The organism is Thalassotalea euphylliae, assembly GCF_003390395.1.
Classification (GTDB): domain Bacteria; phylum Pseudomonadota; class Gammaproteobacteria; order Enterobacterales; family Alteromonadaceae; genus Thalassotalea_F; species Thalassotalea_F euphylliae_C.
The window spans coordinates 2,208,987-2,230,589 of sequence record NZ_QUOV01000001.1 but is presented as its reverse complement, the minus strand read 5'-3'; the positions used below and the strand labels follow the sequence as shown (position 1 = coordinate 2,230,589).

The following is a 21,603-nucleotide window of genomic DNA, read 5'->3' as shown; positions in this document are numbered from 1 at the left end:
CAACTAACTTAAACACAGATTGTGTTGAATCAATAATTTATACCGAGGGATTGTGTTAATGATGAGCTTCATCAAACGTGGTAAACAGTTTGCAACCGTCATATTTTGTTCTTTATTTTTAACCGGTTGTAGTTTTACTTTCGTTTACAACAATCTTGATTGGTGGGTTGATTGGTATCTAGATGACTATGTCTCACTAAATAAATCACAGAAAAAAGTGTTTGATGCCAAGTTTAGCGAGTTACATGATTGGCACCGAGCGACACAATTAACTGCTTACGCAAAACAATTAACGTCGCTAAAAGAGCAGGTGAACCAAGGCATTACGCCAGAGCAAATCGCTGAGCACTTAAAGCAAATGAGGGCTCACTGGGTTAATTTGCGCGAGCATGCAAAGCCAGATCTGATTGAGCTTACCAGCTTACTAGATCAAGAACAGCGTCAGGATTTATTAGAAGGTATTGCTGAAACTAATCGAGAAAATAAAGAGGAGTATGAGGCAGAGTATCAAAACCTGACACGCGATGAATGGGTTAAAAAAGAGTGTGTGGAGCAACAAGAACAATTCAGAAAATGGGTTGGCAAGCTCAATAAGGAGCAAAAAGCTCAGCTTTGTGTTTTGAGCGAAGGGTTTCAATCAACCTATAGCCATTGGTTAACGTATCGTCAGGCTTGGTATCAAGGCTTTAGCCATGCACTAAGCCCTGAGCTAAATAAAGAAACGTATCAGCAATTGTTTGCCGAGCTTATCTCTTCGCCAGATGACTTAAAAAGTAAAGAGTATGTCGCAATACAAACACAAAATAATCAAAACTTTTCCGATATCTTTTACTATATGATGCACAGCCTAACGCCTAAGCAGAAAAATCGTTTTAATAACCGTCTACAAGATTATATTGACGATTTGAACGACTTAGCAGATGATTAGTGCGTTGAATCACATCACCATCGCTGTTAGTGATTTATACCAATTGAAATAAATACTTAATCATTCAGCGAGAATTAAAAGGCTGAGAGGCAAGGCATTGATTGCAGAGAATGGTTATTCCCTTGTTAAAATCAATAACGCAGCATATAAGCCTTTTAAACTCGCCCTTTGGGAGCGTGTCAGCGGCGCGATAATTTCGCCAAATTTATTCGATGTAGAGTAACTATATCTGCACAAATTTGGCTGATTCTCCCACCGCTGTCAACGCTCTGAATTGATCAATTAATTAATTCAATTGGTATCAGATCGTTCTCTACGGTTTTACACAGAAGTGTTGGGAATGAAAGGGGAAGTCAAATGGAATACTGGGGCTTATACAACACTTGATTCTTTGTGGTTTTGTTTGTCGCTTGGAGAGGTCAAGCCAAGCAAAGACTATAGCCATATTGCATTTACTATTGCCACGGATAAATTTGACGTGTTTCGTCAATTAATCACAAAACATAATATGAAACAGTGGCAGGACAACACAAGTGAGGGAAATTCGCTTTATATTCTAGACCCTGACGGCCACAAACTAGAAATTCATTGCGGCAATTTAACAAGTCGATTGTTATCACTAAAGCGTTCACCTTATCAAGGGCTTGAATACCTTTAAACCAGTAACTCAGTTTTTAAAGACTAAAGCTGCAAATCAGCAGTTCTATATTATCCGTATAAAAAAATCAGCATAAAAAAAGCGAGTACTTGGTTACGGGTACTCGCTTTTTTGAATGAAAGAAAATTAGCGCAACAAGTCTATTTCACCATGTTTTAACGTGCCATTTAGTGCTTTAACAAGTCCTTGGTTACTTTAAGCACTTTCATGGTATTTGTTGCACCAACTGTTTCCATTAAATCGCCGTGGGTGAAAATGACTTTGTCGTTTTCTTTAAAATCACCGTGACTAACAACAGCTTTCAGTACATCTTTAGTTAACGATTGGTCTGTGCTTTCGGTTGAATCAAATTGCACTGGGTAAACACCACGGTAGATAACCGTTTTTGTTAATGTTTTGTGATGGCGCGAAAGTGAATAAATCGGCAATCCTGAGGTAATGCGCGACATAATTTTCGATGTTTGGCCTGATTCTGTTAAGGCGATAATTGCTTTTACACCTTCTAAATGGTTAGCGGCGTACATTGCTGACAGTGCTAAGGTTTCTGAAATTTCAGTAAACATTAACTCAATACGATGTCTCGACATATTAACTGAACGGTGTTGCTCAGCGCCCAAACATACTGCCGCCATTGCAGTTACGGTTTCTACTGGGTATTTACCAGCAGCTGTTTCAGCTGACAGCATAACTGCGTCAGTGCCATCAAGAACCGCGTTTGAAACGTCCATCACTTCTGCACGAGTCGGCATAGGTTGGCTGATCATGGTTTCCATCATTTGTGTTGCGGTGATCACTACACGGTTAAGCTGACGGGTACGAGCGATAATGTGTTTTTGTTTGCCCACTAGGGCAGGGTCGCCAATTTCCACACCTAAGTCACCACGCGCTACCATGACCACGTCTGACGCTAAAATAATTTCATCTAACACTTGGTCGTCGTTAACCGCTTCTGCGCGTTCGATTTTCGCAACTAGTCGAGCGTTGCAGCCAGCTTCTTGGGCGAGTAAACGCGCTTCGCGCATATCAGCGGCGTCACGTGGGAATGAAACCGCAAGAAAATCAGCATCTAGTTTAGCTGCTAGCTTAATGTCTTCTTTGTCTTTATCGGTTAGTGCAGGCGCCGTTAGGCCACCACCTTGGCGGTTTATACCTTTGTTATTTGATAGCGGGCCACCGACAACAACTTCAGTAAATACTGATGTGCCTTGAGTGTTTAGAACTTTTAGTTGTACTCGACCATCATCAAGTAACAAGACATCGCCACTGCTCACATCATTAGGCAATTCTTTGTAATCAATTCCAACTTTTTCTTGGGTGCCTTCACCTTTAGGTAAGGTGGCATCTAACTCAAATTTATCGCCAACGTTTAACTGTATAGGACCGTCTTTAAACGTTGAAACTCGAATTTTAGGGCCTTGTAAATCGCCCAAAATACCAACGTAAATACCAAGCTCAGCTGATAGTTCACGCACCATATTTGCGCGATTGATGTGATCTTCAGGTGTGCCATGCGAGAAATTTAAACGTACAACATTCACGCCCGCTGCCAGTACCTTTTTTAGTGTTTCTTTATCGTCTGTTGCTGGACCTAAGGTAGCAACAATTTTGGTTCTTCTAGGCATTTTTGTGATTCATCCTGTGTAAGTGGGTACTAAAAAAGGCATACCTAAGTATGCCTGTTTTTTATTCTTTGCGTTCAAATCTCGAGCTACGCAGACTGTCTTTAACTTTTTTGAGGTTGTCTCTAAATTTACTGCCACGGCGCAGAGTAAAACCAGTTGCTAAGATATCAACGAGCGTTAACTGGGCAATGCGAGAAGACATTGGCATGTATAAATCGGTATCTTCGGCAACATCTACTGAAAGCACTAAGCTACACTCTTTGGCAAGTGGAGAGCCATCAGTAGTAATACCAATTACAGTAGCATCGTTTTCTTTTGCTAGAGCAGCAACTTCAACTAAGGCTTTAGTACGACCTGTGTGCGAAATCACGATAACCACGTCGCCTTGCTGGCTATTAATAGCACTCATGCGTTGCATCAAGACATCGTCAAAGTAAACAACAGGTACGTTGAAACGGAAGAACTTATTCAAAGCATCATGTGCGACAACAGCAGAAGCACCTAAGCCGAAAAACGATATTTTGTTGGCTTGTGTGAGCAAATCAACGGCGCGATTAACGGCGGTTGTATTTAAGCTTTTTCTTGCTAATTCTAAGCTCGCCATGGTTGACTCGAAGATCTTTGCTGTATATTCATCAGCAGTGTCGTCTTCATCGACATGTCGGTTTACATAAGGTGTACCATTTGCCAAGCTTTGAGCTAAATGCAGCTTAAAGTCCGGATAACCTTTGGTGTCTAATCGGCGACAAAAGCGGTTAACGGTTGGCTCACTAATATTGGCTTGTTTAGCCAAAGCGGCAATACTTGCGTGAATAACTGTATTTGGCGACGCTAGAATGACTTCAGCAACCTTTCGTTCAGACTTACTAAAGGTGTCTAGCTCGTTAGCGATCTTTTCTAAAATGTTCATATAATTTTTCCAGATCTTTTTTGCTAACTGTAATTTATTTTCTCAATAAATAACAGTAAAAATGTAAATTTATTACAATATTTCATTAGATTACTCTTATCTGTTGAAAATAAACTCGATGTTTAATTAATAGCCATTGCTCAGCTGCTATAATTACAAGCGACACATAAAGGTAGCGACTACATACGTATGAAGTGTAGTAAAATTACAGAAAGTTCTTTACTGCGCTTATAAGTAGCGCTAAATTAACCGCAAATGTAGTTTAGTTACAGCATGTAAACTAGAGATTTATATATGAAAAATGCACAAAGCAGCCCAGCAGTTGACGTCGTACTATTTGGAGTACTTGGAGATTTATCACGCAGAAAGTTACTCCCAGCGCTTTATCAACTGGATTTAGCTGGCCTGCTTGATGAGAGCACTCGTGTTGTAGGTGTCGCCAGACAAGAGCATTCAAACCAAGATTTAGTCGACTTTGCTAAAGAAAACTTAACGCAGTTTGTCAAAGAAGGGCTAAATGAAGAGGTACTGAGTCGTTTCTTAGCACGCTTGGTATATCAGCGTTTAGACTTCAAGCAAACTGACAGTTACGCAGACTTAGCGAATACAGTAGCCGCAGATAAAGAGCGTATTTATTACTTCTCAACACCACCTGCTATTTATGGTGATATTACCGAAGGCTTACATAAAGCTGATTTAATTCAGCCAAAAGACCGTGTGGTTATGGAAAAGCCAATTGGTCATTGTCTTGCGTCATCTAAAGTTATCAACGACATGGTGTCCAAGCATTTTGAAGAAAATCAGATTTACCGCATCGACCATTACTTAGGTAAGGAAACGGTACTAAATTTATTGGTACTGCGCTTTGCCAATTCCTTGTTTACTAATAATTGGGATCGCAACCATATCGACCATATCCAAATTACCGTCGCCGAAAGTGTCGGTATTGAAGGACGTTGGGGCTTCTATGATGAAGCTGGCCAGATGCGTGATATGGTACAAAACCACCTATTGCAAATTCTATCGCTACTGGCGATGGAACCACCAGCCGATCTGAGTGCTGACAGCATTCGTGACGAAAAACTAAAAGTCATCAAAGCGTTATTGCCTATCACTCGTCAGAACATTAAAGAGAAAACGGTTCGAGGCCAGTACACTGAAGGTTTTTTAGCTGGTAAAGCGGTACCAGGTTACCTTGAAGAAGAGGGCGCCAATAAAAATAGCAATACGGAAAGCTTTGTCGCGATTAAAGCAGAAATTGATAACTGGCGTTGGACGGGGGTTCCTTTCTACTTGAGAACGGGCAAACGTATGCCAGCCAAACACAGTGAAATTGTTGTTCACTTTAAAGAGCAGCCACACAACATCTTTAAAGATAGCTATGCTGATTTACCTGCAAATAAATTAACCATACGATTGCAACCAGATGAAGGTGTAGAGCTTGAGGTTATGAATAAGATCCCAGGTATCGCATCACAAATGAACATTCACGAAAACAAGCTGGATTTGAGCTTCTCAGAAACGTATGAAAATGAGCGTGTGGTTGATGCTTACGAGCGTTTGATGTTGGAAGTTATCAATGGCAACCAATCGTTATTTGTACGCCGCGATGAAGTGGAAGCCGCATGGAAGTGGGCAGATAGCATTATTGATGCATGGCAAGCGAGCAATGATAAGCCGAAACCATATGCAGCAGGTTCATGGGGACCAGTGTCGTCAATTTCACTGATCGCTCGTGATGATAGACAATGGGTAGAATAATAGATGTATAAAATTAACGAATTTGAATCTCGCGCAAATTTAGACCAAGCGCTTGCTAATCAAGTGGCTGAAATTCTAGTTAGTGCGGTAAAGTTAAAAGGTAAAGCAAGCATTGCCGTTTCTGGCGGTTCGACGCCAAAAGGTTTTTTTGCCGCACTTTCCAACATGGATCTGCCTTGGAAACAAATTACGGTAACGTTAGCCGATGAGCGTTGGGTTGATATTACTGATGACGCTAGCAATACCAAGCTAGTTCATGAAAACCTACTACAAAATAAGGCACTGGACGCTAACTTCTTTCATATCAAACAAGGCGACGAGCTTACAGTTGAAGTACTTTCAGACTTAAACCTTGCCGCAGGCACTACAGTGTTGCCATTTGATGTGCTGATTTTAGGCATGGGTGAAGACGGTCATACAGCTTCACTGTTCCCGTGCAGCAACGAAATTCACTCAGCCTTATCACGCGACGCGGCGCCACTGTTAAAGGTGGTACCGCAAACGGCGCCACACGAACGCATTACCTTTAGCTACGCGTACTTAGCGCAAAGTAAAAACACCTTTTTACACATTTGTGGCGATAGCAAGAAAGAAGTATTAGAGGAAGCACTAGCAGACTCTGATGCGACGCAAATGCCAATTCGTGCATTTTTGCACCATGAGTCACTTGAGACTCAAGTATACTGGGCGGAATAATGATGAATCCCCAAATTCAAGCGATAACTGAACGAATCATAGAACGCAGTAAGCCTACTCGTCAGGCTTACCTAGATAAAATTGAACGAGCAAAATCGGACACAGTCCACCGTGCCAGTTTGTCTTGTGGCAACTTAGCACATGGCTTTGCTGCGTGTGGCAAAGAAGATAAAAACAAACTTAAAGGTTTAAATCACTCAGATATTGCCATTGTATCAGCTTATAACGATATGCTTTCGGCACATCAGCCTTACGAAACGTATCCAGCGATTATCAAGCAAGCAGTATCTGAAACTGGTGGCGTAGCTCAATTTGCCGGTGGTGTACCTGCAATGTGTGATGGTGTCACCCAAGGTCAACCGGGTATGGATCTGAGCTTGATGAGCCGAGATGTGATTGCAATGTCTACGGCTGTTGGCTTGTCACACAACATGTTTGATGGCGCGTTAATGCTTGGCATCTGTGACAAAATCGTCCCTGGCTTGTTATTAGCGAGTTTAACCTTTGGCCACTTACCAACAGTATTTGTGCCAGCTGGCCCTATGCCTTCAGGTATTCCTAACAAAGAAAAAGCACGTGTTAGACAGCAATTTGCCAAAGGTGAAGTGGGCAAAGAAGAGCTACTAGCAGCAGAATCAGCGTCATATCACAGTGCTGGTACTTGTACTTTCTTTGGAACAGCTAACTCTAACCAGTTAGTCGTTGAAGTAATGGGCTTGCATTTACCGGGTGCATCTTTTGTCGCGCCAAACACGGAACTACGTGAAGAGTTAACCAAAGCAGCAGCACGCCAAGTCACGCGTCTAACACAGCAATCAGGTAACTACTTACCTATTGGTAAAATGGTTGACGAGCGCTCAGTGGTTAACGCGATTGTGGCACTACTTGCCACTGGTGGTTCGACAAACTTAACCATGCATATTATCGCATTTGCAAAAGCTGCCGGCATCATTATCGACTTCCAAGATTTTAATGATTTGTCGGACGCAGTCCCACTGATCACTCGCATTTATCCTAATGGTCATGCCGATATTAACCACTTCCAACAAGCAGGTGGTATGGCGTTGTTATTCAAAGAACTAATCGGTGCTGGTTTACTACATGAAGATGTAGAGACGATTTGTGGTAAAGGCTTAACACGCTACACCCAGCAACCTTTGCTAGAGAATGGCAAATTAGTATGGGTAGACAGTACTGACGTTTCTGGCGATCCAGAAGTGATCGCAACTACAGCACAACCATTCAAGCCAGACGGTGGCTTGAAAGTACTCAAAGGTAACTTGGGAACTTCAGTACTAAAAACGTCTGCACTACGCGATGGCAGTACAGTGATTAAAGCGCCAGCCGTTGTTTTTGAAGATCAACACGAATTAGAAGCTGCATTTAAAGCTGGTGAGCTTGAAAAAGACTTTGTTGCAGTAGTGCGCTTTCAAGGGCCGAAAGCGCGTGGTATGCCTGAACTTCATAAATTAACGCCACCGTTAGGTGTTTTGCAAGACAAGGGTTTTAAAGTTGCGTTAGTAACTGACGGACGTATGTCTGGTGCATCAGGTAAAGTGCCGGCTGCTATCCACTTGTGTCCAGAAGCACTAGATGGTGGTTGGATCGCTAAAGTGCAGAACGGCGACATGATCATGGTTGATGGTGAATCAGGCGAATTAACCTTGTTAGTTGACGAACAAGAGTTAGCACAGCGTCCGTTAGCTAATTTTAATGTTAATGGCCACCATGAAGGTATGGGACGTGAGTTGTTTGGCTTTATGCGTCAAAGCTTGAGTTCAGCTGACACTGGCGCATGTTCACTATTTGGTAATCTTGAGGGTGAGCATTAATGCTCGAGAATGTAGTTAATATTGTCGCCGATATTGGCGGCACTAATTTAAGAATTGGCATTGCCCAGCAAGATGGTAGTTGCGAGGCCTTAACTGTTTACCAATGCGCTAAATATGCAAGTTTGGTTGAAGTAATTGCTGATTTTATTGAAAAAGAGCAGCTGTCGGGTAAAACAATCAATGCATGTTTTGCAATAGCATGCCCGGTCGAAAATGATCTTGTGGTTATGACCAACTTACCTTGGCAATTTTCAAAAACACAATTGAAATCGGCTCTTGGGCTCAACAAGTTACTGCTTATTAATGACTTTACCGCAATTGCCCACGCGATTCCTATGCTAAGTGATGAGCAAAAAGTTCAAATTGGTGGTGGTGAGTCAGTCGCTGGTAAACCTATTTCGGTTTGTGGGCCGGGCACTGGTTTAGGTGTTGCGAACCTAATTCAAGAGCAAGATGCCCAACAGCAAGAAACTTGGTTAAGTTTAAGCGGCGAGGGTGGACATGTCGACTTTGCGCCTGTAGATAAACAAGAAATCGACATATTGGAATTTTTACTGACGAAATATCAGCATGTTTCGTATGAGCAGCTGCTTTCTGGCTTGGGGATTGAACAAATATACCAAGCGCTTGCCAGTAAAAATTCCTCGGTTGAGACCGAGCTAGCCGCACAAGATATTACCACTCGCGCCTTAGCAAGCGAGTGTGAAGTATGTGCTCAAGCTTTAGCACAATTTTGCAAAACACTTGGCAGCTTTGCTGGCAATCTAGCATTAACGCTAGGAAGTTTCGGCGGAGTTTATATTGCTGGTGGCATAGTTCCAAGATTTATAGAGTATTTTAAAAGCAGTGATTTTAGGCAACGTTTCGAAGAAAAAGGCCGTATGTCTGGTTTTAACCAAAACATTCCTACTTATGTGATTACTGAATCTCAACCTGGGATTTTGGGTGCAACCGCATACCTTCTTCAAGACAACCTTCAACACGATTTACAAGACGATATACAAGATAAGAAAGAGGCATTATGAAGGATTTAAAAAAATGGCAACTGGCGCCATCTGAGCTATTTGCAATGGGACCAATTGTGCCTGTACTTGTTATCGAGCATGTTGAAGATGCGTTGCCGATCGCTGAAGCGCTAATGGCTGCTAATATTAACGTATTAGAAGTTACGCTTCGCACACCTTCTGCGTTGCAGGTTATTGAGACCATTGCTAAGAATTTACCAGATGCTGTGGTTGGCGCGGGTACCGTAACTAACCGTGAATTATTGCAAAGATCACGAGATGCAGGCGCTAAGTTTGCTATTAGCCCTGGGTTAACCAAAGATTTGCTTAAAGCGGGTAATGAAGGTGATATTGCATTAATTCCAGGAATATCCTCGATTTCAGAATTAATGGATGGCATTGACTTTGGTTATGACCACTTTAAGTTTTTCCCCGCTGAGGCATCAGGTGGCGTTAAGGCAATTAAATCCATTGGTGGACCTTTCCCTAACATCAAGTTCTGTCCAACGGGTGGTATTAACCTAAACAATGTTAACAACTATTTATCTTTAGGGAATGTGGCATGTTGTGGTGGCTCTTGGTTGGTCTCTGACAACATCATTAAGCAAAAAAATTGGACGGCAATTACTGAGCTGGCGCAAGAAGCCTTGGCTCATGTCTAACAAGCTAGCGTTGTAAAATAACGACTAAGTTAGTTGCTTTAATATAGAAAAACCAGTCGTTATTGACTGGTTTTTTGTTTGGTTAGCCTAAAAGTGTTGGCTTAGTCGCTATTCTTGTCCTTAATGTCAATATCGCTAATTGAGATAGTGTTATTCAAGGAAATAACATTTGTTTTGCTGATACGGTGGCGATATATTTCGCGTAAATAGTAGATTGCATTTTTAACGTTATCCAAGGTTAGTCGAATGTCATTAATTGACGTAAACTGCTTGTTGTCATTAATCAGCTCCCGATACTTCTTCTCATACATCGGCTTAATGGCATACCAATTTGTGTCGAGAATCTTGGCCGGATTTTCAAACTCCAGTAACAACTTATCGACTTCTTTTACATCGAATTCATCAGCCTTAATAAACTCAATAATTCGCTTGTCTACCGTATCGTCAAATCGATAGTTATCTCGTGCAAAACAACGTTTTATATATGCAACAAAAAGCGTTAAGAAGTCGTCGCTTAGACAAGGACTTTTAGCTATTAACGTAGTTAATGACAAGTTTGCAGAGGCACCAATAACAAGGGCGTAGCGTTTTAATGTGGTATTTGGAAATAAATTATTCAGGTGCATTTTTAATTTATTTAAATCCATGTAAGAAAGTTTATAGTCTTTCGGCAGTGATACGATTGAAACCACAGAAGAGCAGTTTTTATAAAAATGCAGCTTTTTAAGTACTGAAGCATCGTAGTCATGCTTTTTATAGTGTTCTAGGGCGACACGATATTGATTAGACTCAATAGGTAAAATACTGATGCCTTCGATGGCTTGAGTTTGTTTATTAAAGTGCGGCAGGTCGATTGAGCGATAAAAAAGATCATCAATATCGAGTGATTGTTCATCGGTATTGAATAGCTTTTTACTTTCACCAGAATGTTCGCTATCTCCAACCACAGATTCTGCATATGCAATTGCTACAGGGCCTGCCAAACTCATAAATAAATCATTGGCGTCAAGCCGAATGGTTTCGCCGATATCAATACCCGCGCGTCTAAAATAATTTTCGTCGTAATCTGTGGTGACCGCTTGCGCCGTTAAAATGTTGAAAATCTGTTGACTAATATATTGATTCGCGTGTCGTTCCATCGAGTTAACATCAATAAATTGCATGCCACCGTCTTTATCGTTTTGTTCGGCGTAGCGCATGATATCGTTGGAAATTAACATCATCGCATTCCAAGGCCGTATGTGGGGTATCATGTTAGTTATTGACGTATTTTCGTTATCCATGCTGTACGAGAAATTCCATTCTTCCGACAGATATTTACATAACAGGCGGCCTGCGTTGATATGCAGGGCTTCCGACGTTTCGACGTACTGATCTGAAATATTGGGTAAGATACAGATACCGCTAGTAAAAATGGGCTCAAAGACAAACGATTGATTGTGACTGGCTAAATCCCGCTCCGACTTTGTATCGAACGTTTTATTCATATACGAATATTGCTGAGCCAAACCAAATTCTGACGCCATGCCAGACCCTGTGCCACCACCAGCGCTAAAAATGTAAAAATACAAGCGCGATTGGTTGGCTTTAATACCGCATGAATCTATTAAATACGAGTGAATAAACTTCCAATCTTGATTAGTGAATTGATCGGTATTTTTGTTCAGAATTATTTTCGCCAAATATTGGCCGAGAATAGGTGCGTTGCCCGCACCGCCCGCATGTACTTCAGACAGATCCATGATTTTGAGTTTGTTGTAATCTTTAAGGAAATTATTGTCAAAACCCTTAGAGGAGAATCGAATACGACCTTCGATGTCTTTGTCTAAATCACCAAGCATGACCAAAGGCTCGATAAGGAATACCGGCTTTACTGCTTTAGACGGTTGAATATTAAGGCTGCGCTGAATCCATTTCAGTGGTTTGCTATCATTTTCTTGTGCTTGCAGTTGGGCGTTGTGAAATTCATCTAGATAGTAATTACGAGCATTGTGAACAAGGCAGGCAACATCTAAGGCGATATTTGAACCACAGCGACCCAAACCAATTAAACAGACTGAGGGAAAGTTTGGGGGTATAAGATCTTCGTCTTCCGAAGCATGCGAATTGGGGTAGACCTCACCTCGCAAGTTATCCAAATTTTTAAGTATTAGTGAGACGTCTTTTTCGGTGAAATAATTGTATTTATCTGCGCCAATGAAGTCACTAGTTTCATTACTATTCGTTGCAATCGTACGTTTATTCGAAATCGTTTCTTCTTCTCTTGCAGTGGTCGAATTGGAAGAAGGGGAATGAGCTTTAAGTGGCTCTCTTGTTTTGCGCTGAGGGGAGTTTACTTGGTTACTAGCTACCTTGCTTGGTTTGTTTTTCTGCATATCATCCTCTCTGGCTTTGTTCCCAACGATTTGTAAGCACTTTTGCAATGCTTAATAAGACGAGTGAGTTCGCCTATAGCCTGAAGATAGTAGATGAATAGAATAATTGCTTAATAGTTAACAAAAAAGTCGGCGAGTGCCGACTTTTCTAAGTGTTCAATTAGCGTAAATCTAACTTTGTTTGATTTGCTTATTTCGCTGTCGATTACTTGGCTATGTATGCAACTAAATCGAGTACTTTATTTGAGTAGCCAATTTCGTTGTCATACCAAGATACAACTTTGACGAAGGTATCTGTTAAGGCAATACCTGCACCAGCATCAAATACTGAAGTGCATTTTTCACCGATAAAGTCATTTGAAACTACTTGGTCTTCTGTGTAACCCAATACGCCCGCTAGTTCACCTTGTGCAGCACTTTTCATTGCCGTACAGATTTCTTCATAACTTGCTGGCTTCGCAAGGTTTACCGTTAAGTCGACAACTGACACATTTGGCGTTGGCACACGAAATGCCATACCCGTTAACTTGCCATTTAGTTCAGGAATAACTTTTCCAACGGCTTTTGCCGCTCCCGTTGAAGATGGAATAATATTTTGACCAGCACCGCGGCCACCACGCCAGTCTTTTGCAGAAGGGCCATCGACGGTTTTTTGGGTCGCAGTCGTAGCATGAACTGTAGTCATTAAGCCGTCTGTAATACCCCAATTGTCATTGAGCACTTTAGCAATTGGTGCTAAGCAGTTGGTAGTACAAGAAGCATTCGATACAACATCTTCACCTTGATATTCGCTATGGTTTACGCCCATAACAAACATTGGTGTAGCGTCTTTAGACGGTGCCGACATGACAACTTTTTTAGCGCCAGCTTTAATGTGCTTTCGTGCTGTTTCATCAGTTAAGAACAATCCTGTTGCCTCAACAACCACATCCGCTCCAATGTCATTCCACTTTAACTGCTCTGGATCGCGTTCAGCGGTGACACGAACTGTTTGACCATTTACCACTAAATTGCCATCAACGACATCAACTTGACCGTTAAAGCGACCATGAGTTGAATCATATTTAAGCATGTAAGCCATGTAATCTACGTCAATTAAGTCGTTAATACCGACAATTTCAATATCTTGGCGTTCTTGCGCCGCTCTAAATACAAAACGGCCGATGCGACCAAAGCCGTTTATACCAACTTTAATAGTCATGTGAATTCCTGAATTTTATTAATGTAGTAAAATTACACCAATAAATAAAAAATACAAGAGTAAAACACTTGGTTATGTAATTTAGTTAAATTAAATTTCGGATTGTTACTAAAAAACCAAGAAAAATTAACAGCTTTATACGTTTTAACTGAAGCGTTATGGAAATTCCCATGATAAAATAGTGGAAACATGGCGCATTGATGCGCCGACATCCACTGTATTAACCCTCGGAATTAGAATATGACACAAGAGAAAGCATTGTGTGACATCGGCTTTATCGGCTTAGGTGTAATGGGTAAAAACCTTGTACTTAATCTTGCTGATAACGGCTATAAAATTGCTGCTTTTGATTTAAGCCAAGAAAAAGTAAATGATGCAATTGAGCAAGACAAGGAAGAAAACAAAACAGATAGCCAACGTGTTTATGGTTGCTCGTCTTACACTGAACTCCTCTCACAACTAAAAGCCCCTCATTTAATTGTTCTGTCTGTTCCCGCTGGTGAGCCAGTAGATCAAGTTTGCGAGAGCTTGATAGGAGCCGGTATTCAACCAGACGATATTGTTATCGATACTGGTAATAGTTTATGGGTTGATACGGTTGAGCGCGAAGAGCGTTACAAAAATCAATTTATTTTGTTCTCGTCAGCGGTATCTGGCGGTGAAGTTGGCGCAAGATTTGGTCCTGCGCTTATGCCAAGTGGTTCTCCTTATGCGTGGACTCGCATTAAGCCAATTTGGGAGGCTATTTCTGCCAAGGTAGACCCTAAAACTGGTAAGCCAATTGAGCGTGTTGAGCCAGGTCAAATAATAGAAGGTGGCGATCCATGTGCCGCCTATATTGGCCCAGCAGGTGCAGGTCACTACGTAAAAATGGTGCACAATGGTATTGAATACGCAGATATGCAAATTATCTGTGAAGCGTATCATGTACTACGAAATGGCTTAGGCATGAGCTGTGATGAAATTGCTGATACCTTCGAACAGTGGAACCAAGGTCCATTAGATAGCTACCTAATGGAAATCTCAGTGGAAGTTTTGCGTCACAAGATAGAAGACGAAACGCCACTAGTTGATTTAATTCTGGATAAAGCCGGCCAAAAAGGTACTGGTTTGTGGACAGCGGTAAGTAGCTTAGAAGTAGGGTGCCCAGCGCCGACAATTTCACAGGCTGTATACGCACGTTCAATTTCGTCTTTCAAAGATATGCGTGTTACCGCATCTGAACTTTTACAAGGCCCTGCGCAGAAAACGCTTTCTGAGGAAGACAAACAAGCATTCATCGCCCGCCTACATGATGCAATATACTGTGCAAAGATTTGTGCTTACGCACAAGGCTTCCAGTTAATGAAACTTGCAGCAAAAGAACATAATTGGACGCTAGACTTTGCCAGCATCGCTAAAATATGGCGTGCAGGCTGTATTATTCGCGCTGTGTTCTTGCAATCAATTACTGAAGCGTTTGAGCGCAATGAAGAGTTAGAGAACCTATTCCTCGATGAATTCTTTGTTGAACAGCTTAATACACACCAAGCGAACTGGCGTCAGGCGGTTGCTGAAATTACTTTGATGGGTATTCCGGCAGGGGCGTTGTCTTCATCATTGTCGTACTACGATTCAATGCGCTCAGCGGTGTTGCCAGCAAACTTATTGCAGGGTCAGCGTGATTTCTTTGGTGCCCATACGTTTGAACGTTTAGATAAAGCAGCGGGTAAGAAGTATCATGTTGAATGGTCATCGCAGGAACGCGCAATTCAAAAAATTTAGTAGGTAGACTATGAGTCAGGATCATTATAAAGATAAATTAAGCCCAGAAGCCTATGCTGTGTGTCGATTAGCGGCGACTGAGCGGCCTTTTACGGGCAAATATAATGATCACTGGCTTGAAGGAAGTTATCATTGTGCCTGTTGTGAACGTCCTTTGTTTTCGTCAGTAACAAAATTTAATGCTGGGTGCGGTTGGCCAAGTTTTTATGATTGTTTAGATGATAACGTCGCTTACTTGGAAGATTTGACTCACAATATGGTAAGGGTTGAAATTCAGTGTAAGCATTGTGACTCGCACCTCGGCCATGTATTTGATGACGGCCCAGCACCTACTGGCAAGCGTTATTGTGTGAACTCTTTGAGCTTGATTTTTGAACAAGAACTATAGTTCAGACTAATCAAACGACGAAGAATAGCTAGCACCTAAGGGAATAAAGAACACCTTACTGCTCCTAATGGCGTGGAGCAGTAAAGGTACCATCGGTAATCTTATCTAAGGTTGCGCTCGCAACCTTATCGAGAAAGTCAGCATCCAACTTGTGGAATTGCGCAAATGCCATTAATCCTTGCTCGCTACTATCAATATCTTCAGGATCGTAAAGGGTGAGTATTTTTAACCAAATGTAAGCTTGTTTAAACTCTTCTTTATCTGTAAATATTGTCGTAATAGATTTGAATATCTCAGTGTTTACCGGCGAATCATCGGCCTGTAATTCCAATGCATGAAATAGTAGATCTAAGGTTTTGTCGGGATCGCGTTTAATATAATAAGTGGCCAAGTTAAATTGTGAAGCAGCTGTTTCTAATGCTTTACTTCCTTCCATCGCTAAAAATTTTGCGAGCGCGCCTTCATTTAAATACCGTGACCAGTGATAAAACAATAACTCGGGGTGTTCAGAGCGCAGTGTTTCTTCACTTAGCTGCTTGATACGCTCTTTTGCCTTTATTGCATTATCAATACGGTTACGTTTTTTGTACTTGAGTTTGATATGTTCTATTTGCGAAGCGTGATCCATACAAGCTGCATACTCTTCGTAAGCGATTAACAAATCGAACTTTTGCTTATCTGCACCTGTCTGTGTAAGTGCGTAGTTGTGATAAATTGTTTTTACACGTTCTTTCTTACACCAAGTATCTTCAATAAACTCTTCGCACATAGCTGGCGATTCCTTGCATATTTTCGCGAGATCTGGTCCTGTATCGCAAGCCATTAGTAGCAAAGGAGAAAGTAGTAGTAAGGGTAAATGCTTCATTTAATACTCAAGTAAACTTGGAAATTTTTATGTAGGTGGTAGCGAAAACTTTCACTGTGCATTACAATGTCCGCCGCATCAAGCAAGTAGCTATTATTAATCATAACGTCATATTAAAACATTGATAATAGTCAAACGATCACTTCATGGAAATATAAGGTTTAAGTAATGACTTCTCATCTTGAGGAACAATATCAAGCAAGCTGGCAAGAGCGCCAAACATTCGCCGAAAATATGTTACCTATTATCAGCCAACTATTCCGCAATAAAGGAATTGAAGTTGCTGTTTATGGTCGTTCTCTCGTTAATGCTTCGGCCATTGATATCGTCAAAGCACACAAGTCTGTCGCATTACACGAAGAAAGTAAATTACGCTTACGTGAGAGTTTCCCATTTTTAGAAGCGTTAACCAAGATGTCATTATCACCAGCGCGCGTTGATATTGGTAAACTTGCTTACAATTACCTATTTTTAGGTGGTGCGAATGGTTTAACGATTGAACAGTACTTAGAAAAAGAACTTGCTGACAGTTTAGCTGTCAATAGTGAAGAGCCAGCAGCGCAAGATGTTGTGCTTTATGGTTTTGGCCGTATCGGTCGTTTACTTGCTCGTTTATTAATTGAAAAAACGGGTCCTTCGTCAAAATTACGTTTACGCGCCATTGTTATCCGCCCAGGTAAAGAAGGTGATTTAGCAAAACGTGCTAGCTTACTTCGTCGCGATTCTGTACATGGTTCGTTTAACGGTAGTATTACTATTGATGAAGAAAACAACGTTATCAAAGCTAACGGTGCTTTCATTCAAGTTATCTACGCAAAATCACCAGCTGATGTTGATTACACTGCATACGGTATTAACAATGCGCTAGTAGTTGATAATACAGGTATTTGGTCAGACGAAGAAGGTCTAGGCCAGCACTTACAATCAAACGGTGTGGCTAAAGTATTATTAACGGCACCAGCTAAAGGTGATATCAAGAACATTGTTTACGGTGTAAACCACGATATGATCTTGGCTGAAGATAAAATTGTTTCAGCGGCTAGCTGTACAACCAATGCAATCACACCTGTACTTAAAGCGGTAAACGATAAGTTTGGTATTAAAAACGGCCACGTAGAAACGGTTCACTCGTACACTAACGACCAAAACTTAATTGATAACTACCACAAGTCGCCGCGTCGTGGTCGCAGTGCGCCACTTAACATGGTTATTACTTCTACAGGTGCAGCTAAAGCGGTTGCTAAAGCATTGCCTGAATTAAAAGGTTTGTTAACAGGTAACGCGATTCGCGTTCCAACGCCAAATGTTTCTATGGCAATCATGAATTTAAACCTTAAAGAAGCAACTACCACTGACGGTTTAAATGATTACCTACGTGATATTTCGTTAAACTCAGATCTACAAAACCAAGTAGATTACACAGCGTCAACTGAAATTGTATCAACGGATTTAGTTGGCTCTCGCTATGCTGGTGTTGTTGATTCTCAAGCAACCATTGTTGATGAAGATCGCGCTGTATTATACGTATGGTACGACAATGAATTTGGCTACAGTTGCCAAGTTGTACGTGTTATGCAAGAAATGGCGGGGATCTTTGTACCAAACTTGCCAGCAGCGTAAGCTTGCATTTATGGATTACGATTAAAAAAGCGCTTCGGCGCTTTTTTTGTACATGTTGAAGCTTCAGCTGCTTATTTAAAAAATAGTCAAAGCGGTTTTAAGGAAATATTCACTGAGTTAGCCATTAAAAGCGCTAAAGCTTTTCGTAGTTTTTCCGATAAATAGATCAGGAACACTAACGTGTTAATATTGTCATGTAATGAGAGGTAGTTATGACTTTAACCATCGGTTCTTCAACACCAGTGAATGTAGATGGCGGAAACGCACTAGAAGTAAAAGGTGCACAGCGAGAAAATAGTCAAACAGAAGTGGAAGGCCAGATCGCTGTTGATCTCATCGAATCTAGCCTTGCTGGTGGCCAAGTAAGCCCACCGACAGCGAGCTCGGGTAACAACATTAATATCAAAGTCTAACGTTTGTTTAAATCGCTCACTGACGTTAGCAAACTAAATACAACGCGCAGGTTTTGGTAAGCCTGCGTATTTTGTTGCTTGCTTTGCAGGCCCTTCGGGAAACAATCGATATAAGTAACGGCTGTTTGCCTTTTCTTCACCGAATTCGTCTTTCATTGCTTTAGTTAGCGCGCGAATTGCTGGCGAAGTGTTAAATTTTACATAAAATTCGCGCACAAAGCGGATCACTTCCCAATGCGCTTCGGTCAACTCTACATCGTCTTGTTTTGCCAATTCAGGTGCGAGTTCCTCACTCCATTGTTGAAAATCGATTAAATAGCCGTGTTTATCGAGTTCTATTGTTTGATTGTTAAATTGCATACTATTGCCATGTAATAATTTGATTTGCAGCTTCAGTTAGTGCAACGAGTGCTGCCATTGAGATAAAATTCAACGCATCATCAGTCACTAAACCTCGTGCCAAATAGTGATGCTCGATCACAAAAAGGTTTTCTTTGCCCACTAAGGCTAAAGCCTTTTGTAGGATAGGGTGATTAATGCTGTAAACGCCGTCGTCTAATAAAATAATTCGGTCACTACTTTTCATCACTGTTAAAGCATTCGTAAAACTATCGCTGCTAAATGAAGATGTTCGGATAAGGTGCAAACTTGTCATTGATAAACCTTTAGAATGTTAACGCTGCGGTGTGTTGGCTAAGGTACTGCTGAATTACATCATCAGATAAAACCTCTACGCCATCAATTAATGAGCTCTTGTTTAATGAGCGTTTAGTTAATGATTCTTGGCTGACATAAACGTTTTCTATATCGTAGAACGACAATGCCGCGAAAGTTTTGGTAAAGTCTTTTACGTTTAATGTAATACCGTCACACCGTTGAAGTAGTTGAAAAACACCATCGCCAATAAAAAATAGCGATATTTGTTGCTCATAACTACCAAAGATAAGTGCTAGGTCTAAAGCATCTTTACCATGACTAGTCGCAAAAGGCGCTTTCGTATTAATAACGGCTAGTGAAGTTGAACTCATAGCTGAATCACCTTGTCTGCTGTAGATGTCAGTTCTACCATTTCCCCCAAACCAGATACGGTAAATGCTGGATTTATATTTATTACACCATCTTGGTCGGTTAAACCGCGTTTCTCACCCGCAGTTATGCACAAATGTAGCGCTACTTGGTGATCGTTATGAAGTTTCACAAAAGCGGCTGGCGCTTGGAATTCATCGTTAGGTATTGACGTCAATGTGCTCGCGTTAAGCACACCGTCTTGATAGAAAAAAATACCGTTAATTTGATGCCCAGCCGTTAAAATTGATTCTGCAAATTCAATTACCGTGGCGGTATTGTTCTGATGGGGTGGAGTAGTCACTACCAAAGTATAAACAGACACAGATTTCCTAATAGCTCGTTGTCATAAAGTAAAAGTCGCAAATAAAAAAAGCCCCGTTTTAAAACGGGGCTTTATTATATATTAATATCAATTCAGAATTAATCGTCTGAATTAAATGCGCCTAATAGTTGAAGTAGGCTAACAAACAAGTTGTAAATGTTTAGGTATAACGACACTGTAGCGCGAATATAGTTGCGCTCACCGCCGTGAATAATGCGGCTAGTATCGAATAAAATTAAACCAGACATAATCATCACAATCGCAGCGTTTAACGCTAGTGATACTGCAGGAATAGCGAAGAAGATATTCGCGATACCAGCGATCAATACCACAATTAAACCAACCATTAAGAAACCACCCATAAATGAGAAGTCTTTCTTACTTGTTAGTGCGTAGCCTGACAAAGCAAAGAAAATTAACGCCGTGCCGCCTAACGCTTGCATAATTAATGATGGACCACCAGGTAGAGCAGCATACATATTAAGTAATGGCCCTAGTGAGGCGCCCATTAAGCCAGTGAAAGCAAAAATCCAGAAAATACCGTTGGCTTTGTCTGCTTGCTTGTTAACAACAAATAGTAAACCAAAAGCAACAAGCGTCATGACTAAAGCAGCCATATGCGATAAATTCATGGCCATTGAAACACCAGCAGTAACCGCACTAAACGCTAAGGTCATGCCTAAAAGCATGTAGGTATTTCGCAATACCTTATTAATTTCAATAGCACTACTTTGACTTGCAGTACCTAGATTCATATTTGTTTGCATAAACTTTCCTCTATGAACTTATTTTCTAATTATGTAGATTTGGGCAATAACAAAAAGTTCAAGCCCAAATTGTCAATGCGTGACATATTATGGCACGCAGATTTTAAAATTACTACGCTATTTCTTGCTGAAAGAGATCAATTATTTGTTTTCTTCTGAAACAGTCTACCGAATGATCGTTAACCATGCCACAGGCTTGCATGTGCGCGTAAATAGTTGTTGAACCGAGAAATTTAAAACCGCGCTTTTTCATGTCTTTCGCAAGCTTATCTGAAACTTCTGTCGTAGCTGGGTAGTCACTTAATTGTTTAGGGGCATTGACTATGGTCTTATTACCAACAAACGACCACTGATAGTTGGCAAAGCTACCAAATTCTTGTTGTATTTCAATAAAGCGGGAGGCGTTGTTTATTGCTGCTTCTATTTTCTTGCGATTGCGAATAATACCGTTATTTAGCATTAACTTTTCTACGTCATCCTCAGTAAATTGGCTAACCGTATTAACATCGTAATTTGCGAAGGCTGTTCGATAGTGTTCGCGGCGTTTCAATATGGTATACCAACTTAAGCCTGCCTGTGCCGACTCTAAAACGAGAAACTCAAACAGCTTTTGGTCTTCTTTAACAGGTAGTCCCCATTCTTCATCATGGTACTTTACATAATCTGGTTTAGATTCATCTAGCCAAGGGCAGCGACATTTATTCATTAATTTTTAGCCTTTTTGCTTTAAAAATAATAGCTTTGCTC

22 protein-coding genes are annotated in these 21,603 nt (G+C 41.0%); 11 read left to right on the top strand and 11 right to left on the bottom strand.

Features of this window, described 5'->3' with window-relative positions:
• Positions 1-58: 58 nt before the first annotated feature.
• Both DXX92_RS09895 and DXX92_RS09890 read left to right on the top strand, forming a co-directional pair.
• Positions 59-928: a DUF6279 family lipoprotein gene (locus DXX92_RS09895; protein ID WP_116000311.1), complete on the top strand. Its 870-nt coding sequence runs from the start codon at positions 59-61 to the stop codon at positions 926-928.
• 289 nt (positions 929-1,217) lie between these two features.
• Positions 1,218-1,586 (top strand): VOC family protein, encoded by a 369-nt coding sequence (locus DXX92_RS09890; RefSeq protein WP_281269100.1) that lies wholly within the window; start codon positions 1,218-1,220, stop codon positions 1,584-1,586.
• 167 nt (positions 1,587-1,753) lie between these two features.
• On the opposite strand, the gene pyk is transcribed toward DXX92_RS09890, so the two are convergent.
• Positions 1,754-3,208: a pyruvate kinase gene (gene pyk / locus DXX92_RS09885; RefSeq protein ID WP_116000309.1), complete on the bottom strand. Its 1,455-nt coding sequence runs from the start codon at positions 3,206-3,208 to the stop codon at positions 1,754-1,756.
• A gap of 61 nt (positions 3,209-3,269) precedes the next feature.
• Complete coding sequence (locus tag DXX92_RS09880) at positions 3,270-4,118, bottom strand: MurR/RpiR family transcriptional regulator (RefSeq protein WP_116000308.1); 849 nt, start codon at positions 4,116-4,118, stop codon at positions 3,270-3,272.
• A 294-nt stretch (positions 4,119-4,412) separates the two neighbouring features.
• Between DXX92_RS09880 and zwf the strand changes: the two genes are divergently transcribed.
• From zwf to DXX92_RS09855, 5 genes are read left to right on the top strand one after another with little or no spacing between them, the layout of a single operon-like run.
• Entirely contained in the window at positions 4,413-5,879 is a 1,467-nt protein-coding gene (gene zwf, locus DXX92_RS09875) for a glucose-6-phosphate dehydrogenase (RefSeq protein WP_116000307.1), read from the top strand.
• A 3-nt stretch (positions 5,880-5,882) separates the two neighbouring features.
• Positions 5,883-6,575: a 6-phosphogluconolactonase gene (pgl, locus tag DXX92_RS09870; protein ID WP_116000306.1), complete on the top strand. Its 693-nt coding sequence runs from the start codon at positions 5,883-5,885 to the stop codon at positions 6,573-6,575.
• Positions 6,576-6,577: 2 nt separating this feature from the next.
• Entirely contained in the window at positions 6,578-8,407 is a 1,830-nt protein-coding gene (gene edd, locus DXX92_RS09865; protein ID WP_116000305.1) for a phosphogluconate dehydratase, read from the top strand.
• Complete coding sequence (locus DXX92_RS09860; RefSeq protein WP_116000304.1) at positions 8,407-9,432, top strand: glucokinase; 1,026 nt, start codon at positions 8,407-8,409, stop codon at positions 9,430-9,432. Before edd ends, DXX92_RS09860 begins: the two co-directional genes overlap by 1 nt.
• Positions 9,429-10,073, top strand: coding sequence for a bifunctional 4-hydroxy-2-oxoglutarate aldolase/2-dehydro-3-deoxy-phosphogluconate aldolase (locus DXX92_RS09855; RefSeq protein ID WP_116000303.1), 645 nt, complete (start codon positions 9,429-9,431; stop codon positions 10,071-10,073). The genes DXX92_RS09860 and DXX92_RS09855 overlap by 4 nt, the downstream gene beginning before the upstream one ends.
• A gap of 101 nt (positions 10,074-10,174) precedes the next feature.
• Here the strand turns inward: DXX92_RS09855 and DXX92_RS09850 are convergent, their stop codons facing one another.
• Together DXX92_RS09850 and gap are read right to left on the bottom strand one after the other, a co-directional pair.
• Complete coding sequence (locus DXX92_RS09850; protein ID WP_245961451.1) at positions 10,175-12,448, bottom strand: hypothetical protein; 2,274 nt, start codon at positions 12,446-12,448, stop codon at positions 10,175-10,177.
• Positions 12,449-12,653: 205 nt separating this feature from the next.
• Positions 12,654-13,649: a type I glyceraldehyde-3-phosphate dehydrogenase gene (gap, locus tag DXX92_RS09845; RefSeq protein WP_116000302.1), complete on the bottom strand. Its 996-nt coding sequence runs from the start codon at positions 13,647-13,649 to the stop codon at positions 12,654-12,656.
• A 240-nt stretch (positions 13,650-13,889) separates the two neighbouring features.
• On the opposite strand from gap, the gene gndA reads away from it, so the two are divergent.
• Positions 13,890-15,413 carry an NADP-dependent phosphogluconate dehydrogenase gene (gndA, locus tag DXX92_RS09840; RefSeq protein ID WP_116000301.1) on the top strand — a complete coding sequence of 508 codons (1,524 nt, stop codon included), beginning with the start codon at positions 13,890-13,892 and terminating at the stop codon, positions 15,411-15,413.
• Between the two features lie 10 nt (positions 15,414-15,423).
• Positions 15,424-15,801, top strand: a complete 378-nt coding sequence (msrB, locus tag DXX92_RS09835) for a peptide-methionine (R)-S-oxide reductase MsrB (protein WP_116000300.1) — start codon at positions 15,424-15,426, stop codon at positions 15,799-15,801.
• A 64-nt stretch (positions 15,802-15,865) separates the two neighbouring features.
• Here the strand turns inward: msrB and DXX92_RS09830 are convergent, their stop codons facing one another.
• Positions 15,866-16,666, bottom strand: a complete 801-nt coding sequence (locus DXX92_RS09830; RefSeq protein ID WP_116000299.1) for a DUF2989 domain-containing protein — start codon at positions 16,664-16,666, stop codon at positions 15,866-15,868.
• Positions 16,667-16,834: 168 nt separating this feature from the next.
• On the opposite strand from DXX92_RS09830, the gene DXX92_RS09825 reads away from it, so the two are divergent.
• Both DXX92_RS09825 and DXX92_RS09820 read left to right on the top strand, forming a co-directional pair.
• On the top strand, positions 16,835-18,286 hold the full coding sequence (locus DXX92_RS09825; protein WP_116000298.1) for a glyceraldehyde-3-phosphate dehydrogenase: 1,452 nt from the start codon (positions 16,835-16,837) through the stop codon (positions 18,284-18,286).
• 212 nt (positions 18,287-18,498) lie between these two features.
• A complete protein-coding gene (locus tag DXX92_RS09820; RefSeq protein WP_116000297.1) occupies positions 18,499-18,699 on the top strand; it encodes a hypothetical protein in 201 nt (66 codons plus the stop codon).
• Between the two features lie 33 nt (positions 18,700-18,732).
• Here DXX92_RS09820 and DXX92_RS09815 read toward each other — a convergent pair whose 3' ends face one another.
• The 6 genes from DXX92_RS09815 to DXX92_RS09790 form a co-directional block, all read right to left on the bottom strand.
• Positions 18,733-19,059: a TusE/DsrC/DsvC family sulfur relay protein gene (locus DXX92_RS09815; protein WP_116000296.1), complete on the bottom strand. Its 327-nt coding sequence runs from the start codon at positions 19,057-19,059 to the stop codon at positions 18,733-18,735.
• A 1-nt stretch (position 19,060) separates the two neighbouring features.
• Positions 19,061-19,354 carry a sulfurtransferase complex subunit TusB gene (tusB, locus tag DXX92_RS09810; protein ID WP_116000295.1) on the bottom strand — a complete coding sequence of 98 codons (294 nt, stop codon included), beginning with the start codon at positions 19,352-19,354 and terminating at the stop codon, positions 19,061-19,063.
• Positions 19,355-19,364: 10 nt separating this feature from the next.
• Entirely contained in the window at positions 19,365-19,727 is a 363-nt protein-coding gene (gene tusC, locus DXX92_RS09805) for a sulfurtransferase complex subunit TusC (protein ID WP_116000294.1), read from the bottom strand.
• Positions 19,724-20,089 carry a sulfurtransferase complex subunit TusD gene (gene tusD / locus DXX92_RS09800; RefSeq protein WP_181901734.1) on the bottom strand — a complete coding sequence of 122 codons (366 nt, stop codon included), beginning with the start codon at positions 20,087-20,089 and terminating at the stop codon, positions 19,724-19,726. The genes tusC and tusD overlap by 4 nt, the downstream gene beginning before the upstream one ends.
• A gap of 98 nt (positions 20,090-20,187) precedes the next feature.
• Entirely contained in the window at positions 20,188-20,856 is a 669-nt protein-coding gene (locus DXX92_RS09795) for a Bax inhibitor-1/YccA family protein (RefSeq protein WP_116000292.1), read from the bottom strand.
• Positions 20,857-20,968: 112 nt separating this feature from the next.
• On the bottom strand, positions 20,969-21,562 hold the full coding sequence (locus DXX92_RS09790; RefSeq protein WP_116000291.1) for a DNA-3-methyladenine glycosylase I: 594 nt from the start codon (positions 21,560-21,562) through the stop codon (positions 20,969-20,971).
• Positions 21,563-21,603: the final 41 nt, after the last annotated feature.